The organism is Neisseria sp. HMSC070F02, from assembly GCF_001814225.1.
GTDB lineage: Bacteria > Pseudomonadota > Gammaproteobacteria > Burkholderiales > Neisseriaceae > Neisseria > Neisseria meningitidis.
Genome location: NZ_KV815392.1, coordinates 1 through 3,754 on the forward strand (window position 1 = coordinate 1; position 3,754 = coordinate 3,754).

Here is a 3,754-nt window from a genome sequence, read left to right on the forward strand (position 1 = left end):
ACGCCGTACTGGTTTTTGTTAATCCACTATAAAATGGTTTCTTTAGATTTTACGTCCTAGATTCCCGACTGCGCGGGAATGACGATTCGGGCACTCCTGACAGGGTGAATTCACAGGATAGCGATTCGTAGCAACTGCATCCCCCCCCCCAACTCCCCAAACAACGCCGCGCGCCCCGGGCATTTGCCGTTTCCCTGCAAAATCTGCGATACAATGCAGTCTGAACATTTATCCGAATCCCAAATCCGATGGATACCGCACAAAAACAACGCTGGGCAATAACCCTATCCTATGATGGCAGCCGCTTTTACGGCTGGCAGAAACAGGCTGACGGCGTACCGACCGTTCAGGCGGCATTGGAAACCGCGCTCGCCCAAATAGCAGGGGAAGCGGTTTCCACCACCGTTGCCGGCAGGACCGACACCGGCGTGCATGCCACCGCCCAAGTCGTCCACTTCGACACAACTGCCGCCCGTCCCCAACAGGCATGGGTGCGCGGCGTAAATGCCCACCTGCCCGAAGGCATTGCCGTTTTGCACGCCCGACAGGTCGCCCCCGAATTTCACGCCCGCTTCGACGCATACGGACGGCACTACCGCTACCTGCTCGAATCCGCCCCCGTCCGTTCCCCCCTGCTCAAAAACAGGGCAGGCTGGACACACCTCAAACTCGACATCGAACCGATGCGTCGGGCTGCCGCCTATTTGATCGGCGAACAAGACTTCTCCAGCTTCCGCGCCGCCGAATGCCAAGCAAAATCCCCCGTCAAAACCATCTACCGCGCCGACCTTACCCAAAGCTCAGGACTCGTCCGCCTCGATTTGCACGGCAACGCCTTTTTGCACCATATGGTACGCAACATCATGGGCGCGCTCGTCTATGTCGGCAGCGGCAGACTCAGCGTCGAAGGCTTCGCCGCACTGATTCAAGAACGCAGCCGCCTCAAAGCCCCGCCGACCTTCATGCCCGACGGGCTTTACCTGACCGGCGTCGACTATCCCGAGGCATACGGCATCATCCGCCCCCAAATCCCCGAATGGCTTTAAAACATTCTTGTCGCGGAGATTTTGAAATCGGACAAACTGTCAGGCAATCTTTTTCCATGTTGACACTACCTCATCAAGGTACTAACATTGTTATTACATAAACAGGTAAATATGGTACGTATATGATTCTCAACATACGCAAAATGGGAAACTCGCAAGGCGTGATTCTGCCCAAATCATTATTGGGTCAAATAGGGGCAGTAGACAGCTTGGCTGTTACAGTTGAAAAGGGCAATATCATTTTAAGCTGTCCTACCGTTCGCAGGGGATGGGCAGAAGCTGCCGCAATGCTTGTCGAAACCGAGCAGGAGCATTTTTTTTCCGAAATTGAAAACGAAGCGGATAAAGAATGGATATGGTAGTACGCGGCGGAATCTATCTGGTCTCCTTAGACCCGACCGTAGGAAGCGAAATCAAAAAGACACGTCCTTGTGTCGTAGTATCTCCTCCTGAAATACACAACTATCTCAAGACTGTGCTGATCGTTCCTATGACGAGCGGAAGCCGTCCTGCCCCGTTCCGCGTCAATGTCCGCTTTCAGGATAAAGACGGTTTGCTTTTGCCCGAACAGATTAGGGCTGTGGATAAAGCCAGATTGGTCAAGCATCTTGGAAATTTAGACAACAGTACGGCTGAAAAACTGTTTGCAGTATTGCAGGAGATGTTTGCCTGATTGAATAGTCTGAATTGATTGTGTTCATTATAGTGGATTAACTTTAAACCAGTACGGTGTTGCCTCGCCTTAGCTCAAAGAGAACGATTCTCTAAGGTGCTGAAGCACCAAGTGAGTCGGTTCCGTACCATCTGTACTGTCTGCGGCTTCGTCGCCTTGTCCTGATTTTTGTTAATCCGCTATAATGACCGTCGGGCATCTGCAGCCGTCATTCCCGCGCAGGCGGGAATCTAGACCTTAAGGCAGCGGCAATATTCAAAGATTATCTGAAAGTCCGAGATTCTAGATTCCCGCCTGAGCGGGAATGACGAAAAGTGGCGGGAATGACGGTTAGCGTTGCCTCGCCTTAGCTCAAAGAGAACGATTCTCTAAGGTGCTGAAGCACCAAGTGAGTCGGTTCCGTACCATCTGTACTGTCTGCGGCTTCGTCGCCTTGTCCTGATTTAAATTTAATCCACTATCTCCTGCCGCAGGGGCGGGTTTTGCATCCGCCCGTTCCGAAAGAAACCACGTGCGCGTTTTTTGCCGTCTTTATAACCCTCGGTTTGCAATGCCCTCCAATACCCTCCCGAGTAAGTGTTGTAAAAATGCAAATCTTAAAAAATTTAAATAACCATATGTTATAAAACAAAAAATACCCACAATATCTCTATCCGCCCTTCAAAATACACATCGAATTCCACACAAAAACAGGCAGAAGTTTGTTTTTTCAGACAGGAACATCTATAGTTTCAGACATGGAATCGCCGAAAACGTCGGCGGTAAATGCAAAGCTAAGCGGCTTGGAAAGCCCGGCCTGCTTAAATTTCTTAACCAAAAAAGGAATACAGCAATGAAAAAATCCCTGATTGCCCTGACTTTGGCAGCCCTTCCTGTTGCAGCAATGGCTGACGTTACCCTGTACGGCACCATCAAAGCCGGCGTAGAAACTTCCCGCTCCCTAGATTACCAGGACGGTCAAGTTTATAGCGTTGAAACCGGTACCGGCATCGTTGATTTGGGTTCGAAAATCGGCTTCAAAGGCCAAGAAGACCTCGGTAACGGCCTGAAAGCCATTTGGCAGGTTGAGCAAAAAGCATCTATCGCCGGTACTGACTCCGGTTGGGGCAACCGCCAATCCTTCATCGGCTTGAAAGGCGGCTTCGGTAAATTGCGCGTCGGCCGTTTGAACAGCGTCCTGAAAGACACCGGCGACATCAATCCTTGGGATAGCAAAAGCGACTATTTGGGTGTAAACAAAATTGCCGAACCCGAAGCACGCCTCATTTCCGTACGCTACGATTCTCCCGAATTTGCCGGCCTCAGCGGCAGCGTACAATACGCGCTTAACGACAATGCAGGCAAATATAACAGCGAATCTTACCACGCCGGCTTCAACTACAAAAACGGCGGCTTCTTCGTGCAATATGGCGGTGCCTATAAAAGACATGTGCGGGTGGATGAGAACGTGAATATTGAGAAATACCAGATTCACCGTTTGGTCAGCGGTTACGACAATGATGCCCTGCACGCTTCCGTAGCCGTACAGCAACAAGATGCCAAATTGGTTGAAGACAATTATTCGCACAACTCTCAAACCGAAGTTGCCGCTACCTTGGCATACCGCTTCGGCAACGTAACGCCCCGCGTTTCTTACGCCCACGGCTTCAAAGGCTCGTTTGATGATGCAGACTTAAGCAACGATTACGACCAAGTGGTTGTCGGTGCGGAATACGACTTCTCCAAACGCACTTCTGCCTTGGTTTCTGCCGGTTGGTTGCAAGAAGGTAAAGGCGAAAACAAATTCGTATCGACTGCCGGCGGTGTCGGTCTGCGCCACAAATTCTAATCTGCAAAGATTGGTATCAACAAAAAGCCTGTCGCCAGACAGGCTTTTTTCTGTTTGGCTTTTTTCTGTTTGGCTTTTTTCTGTTTCGCTGTTTTCTGTTTGGCTGTTTTCTGTTTTTAGTCTTTTTTATTCAATGTCAAAATATGCCGTCATTCCCGCGCAGGCGGGAATCTAGTGCGTTGAGTTTCAGCTATTTAGAATAAATTT

The 3,754-nt window shown here is 50.2% G+C and carries 4 protein-coding genes; all 4 read left to right on the forward strand.

The window, feature by feature from the left end; all coding sequences use genetic code 11:
- Nucleotides 1-248: 248 nt before the first annotated feature.
- The 4 genes from truA (at nt 249) to porB (ending at nt 3,547) form a co-directional block, all read left to right on the forward strand.
- Entirely contained in the window at nt 249-1,046 is a 798-nt protein-coding gene (gene truA, locus HMPREF2959_RS03740) for a tRNA pseudouridine(38-40) synthase TruA (protein ID WP_002221701.1), read from the forward strand.
- Between the two features lie 122 nt (nt 1,047-1,168).
- The gene (locus HMPREF2959_RS03745; protein ID WP_002218169.1) at nt 1,169-1,408 is read left to right on the forward strand and encodes an AbrB/MazE/SpoVT family DNA-binding domain-containing protein; all 240 of its coding nucleotides are present in this window, start codon (nt 1,169-1,171) and stop codon (nt 1,406-1,408) included.
- Nucleotides 1,396-1,719 (forward strand): type II toxin-antitoxin system PemK/MazF family toxin, encoded by a 324-nt coding sequence (locus HMPREF2959_RS03750; protein WP_002234378.1) that lies wholly within the window; start codon nt 1,396-1,398, stop codon nt 1,717-1,719. The genes HMPREF2959_RS03745 and HMPREF2959_RS03750 overlap by 13 nt, the downstream gene beginning before the upstream one ends.
- Before the next feature lie 832 nt (nt 1,720-2,551).
- The gene (gene porB, locus HMPREF2959_RS03755; RefSeq protein WP_070696394.1) at nt 2,552-3,547 is read left to right on the forward strand and encodes a trimeric porin PorB; all 996 of its coding nucleotides are present in this window, start codon (nt 2,552-2,554) and stop codon (nt 3,545-3,547) included.
- Nucleotides 3,548-3,754: the final 207 nt, after the last annotated feature.

Bases quoted from the DNA above. Each gene is read 5' to 3' on its own strand.
- truA (WP_002221701.1), top strand. From the start codon at position 249: ATGGATACCGCACAAAAACAACGCTGGGCAATAACCCTATCCTATGAT.
- HMPREF2959_RS03745 (WP_002218169.1), top strand. From the start codon at position 1,169: ATGATTCTCAACATACGCAAAATGGGAAACTCGCAAGGCGTGATTCTG.
- HMPREF2959_RS03750 (WP_002234378.1), top strand. From the start codon at position 1,396: ATGGATATGGTAGTACGCGGCGGAATCTATCTGGTCTCCTTAGACCCG.
- porB (WP_070696394.1), top strand. From the start codon at position 2,552: ATGAAAAAATCCCTGATTGCCCTGACTTTGGCAGCCCTTCCTGTTGCA.